The organism is Hymenobacter agri, from assembly GCF_054778495.1.
In genome coordinates, this window is sequence record NZ_BAAGZM010000676.1 from 1 (window position 1) to 2,156 (window position 2,156).

Annotated in this window: 1 protein-coding gene and 1 pseudogene; one reads left to right on the plus strand and one right to left on the minus strand. The window is 65.9% G+C overall.

Annotated features, from left to right (window positions below):
* Positions 1-1,172: oligosaccharide flippase family protein (locus tag ACYVDE_RS20925; RefSeq protein ID WP_460503476.1), on the minus strand; the 1,172-nt coding region annotated here is incomplete at its 3' end.
* 239 nt (positions 1,173-1,411) lie between these two features.
* Here ACYVDE_RS20925 and ACYVDE_RS20930 point away from each other — a divergent pair.
* Positions 1,412-2,156 (plus strand): annotated as a pseudogene (locus ACYVDE_RS20930) (hypothetical protein); the annotation flags it as partial.

Below are 2,156 nucleotides of genomic sequence, written 5' to 3' on the forward strand. Positions count from 1 at the left end.
CCGGTGCGCCGCGCCACCAGCACCAGGTAGCCCACCGACACCGCCGCCGCGCACACCAGCGTATCGACCGACGCCGCCACCGCCCCGAACCGGGGCAGAAACACCAGGTTCAGGCCGATGTTGAGGGCAATGCTGCCAGCTACCAGCCAGCTCACAGCGCGCTCGTGGGTGGTGCTGGTGAGCAAGGTGCTGTAGATGGCGAAGAAGGCGTGCACCAGCACGTTCACGAATAATATCTTCAGGCACGATGCCATGCGGGCCAGCTCGGCCGGGCTGCTGTGCTTGAACTGCCAGAACACCACTTCGCCCCGAAAGAAGATGAAGGCTACCACGAACAGCAGCGGCAGCGTGACGATGCGCTGCCCGAAGCGCAGCAGCTCGCGCTGGGCCCGGGCATCGGTGGGCACGCTGGCGAACTTGGCAAAAAATAGCGGCAGCACCGTCCAGGCGTACATCATTACGGCGTCGACCCAGCGGTAGGCGCCGGCGTAGTAGCCGGCCTCGGTGGGTGAGGCGAGGCGTTCGAGCATCACCATGTCGATGCGCTCGTTCACGCCGTAGAGCAGCGTCATCAGGGCAAAGGGCAGGCTGGCGCGCAGGGCAGTGCGGGCCACCGGACCGTGCCAGCGGTAGCGGATGCGGCCGAAAAACCGCGTCATCAGCCCGTAGGTGAGCACCGTGGTGAAGGCCGCCGCCCCCAGCCGCGCCCCCACGTAGTTGGGCAGCGTGAGGCCCAGCGGCAGCAGCACCAGCACGGCCCCGAGCAGCACAAACTTTTCGACCACCGAGAGCACGGCGTCGGTGTTGAACTTCTGGTGGGCCTGCAGCGTGCCGCGCAAAAACTGCCCGTACTGGGCCAGCAGCAGGGCGGCCCCCACCGCGCCGAGCAGCAACAGCTCGGGGCCGCGGTAGCCCAGCCCCCACCCTATCAGCAGCATGGCGGCCAGGGCCACGAAGTTGAGGGCGCCGCGCAGGGGCAGCAGCGTGGGGAAAGTTTCGGCCAGGAATTTGGGTTCGGCGGCCACGCGCTGCACGGCGTAGGGCGTGAGGCCGAGGTCGGAGAGGGCGGCCACCACCAGCGTGAGGGCCGACAGGGCCGTGACCAGCCCGAACGTGGCGTGCCCGAGCCGGTCCTGCACCAGGTTTTCGACCACCACCCAACCGGGTTTCACCAGCAGGTTGAGCAGGACGACGAAGCTGATATTGCCGAAAAAGCGTTTGATACGAACGAAAAGGCTAAATCTGAGGAACCGGCGCCGGGCAGCCGCGCCGCTGCAAAGCTACGCACTTGGCCCGCCCGCGCGCTTTGTGTGCCCGACCGGGGCGTTTGGCCCCTATCTTTGCTTGCCGCTGCCCCGCGCCGGGCTCACCCATTTTTAGCCGGCGGGATAGTGGCTTCCTCCTCCAACATATGTCTGCACCTTCTTTCTCGCTGGTGGGCCTGGGGCCCATTATCAACCGCTGGAAATACTTCGTGGCCGGGGCCGTGGCCCTGGCGGCCATTGTAAGCGTCGTGGTATCGCTGCTGCTGCCCAACGTGTACCGCTCCACGGCCATCTTCATTCCGACCAACCCCCAAACGGCCGACCCCGACCGCCTGCTGCAGGAAAACACCCAGATGCGCGGGCAGCTTGAGCTCGGCGGCCGCGCCGAAGACCTGGACCGGGCCATCACCATCGGCGAGTCGCAGCCGGTGGCCGAGTTCATCATCAAGAAGTTCGGCCTCTACCAGCACTACAAAGCCGGCACGCCCGGCGACGACAATGCCGACAACTACGTGCTAAGCGAGTTTACCAGCAACCTGAGCATTGTGCACAACGAGCGCGACGCCATTGAGCTGACCTTCAGCGACAAAGACAAGCAGCTAGCCGCCGCCATCGCCAATGCCATGGTGCACGTCATCGACTCGGTAAACCAGCAGCTGACGCTGGAAAACCGCCGCACCGTGCTGCAGCTCTACCGCAAGCGCTACGAGTATTTGACCACGTCTTTCGAAGACAGCCGCCGGGCGCTGGTGGGGGCACGCCGCCACTACGGTATTTACGGGCTGGAGCAGCAGGGCCGCTACCTGGCCAAACAGGTTATCGAAACCGAAGCCGCCCTGCGCAAGGCCGAAGCCAGCGGGGGCGACGTGGCCGGCCTGCGCCGGGCCCTGC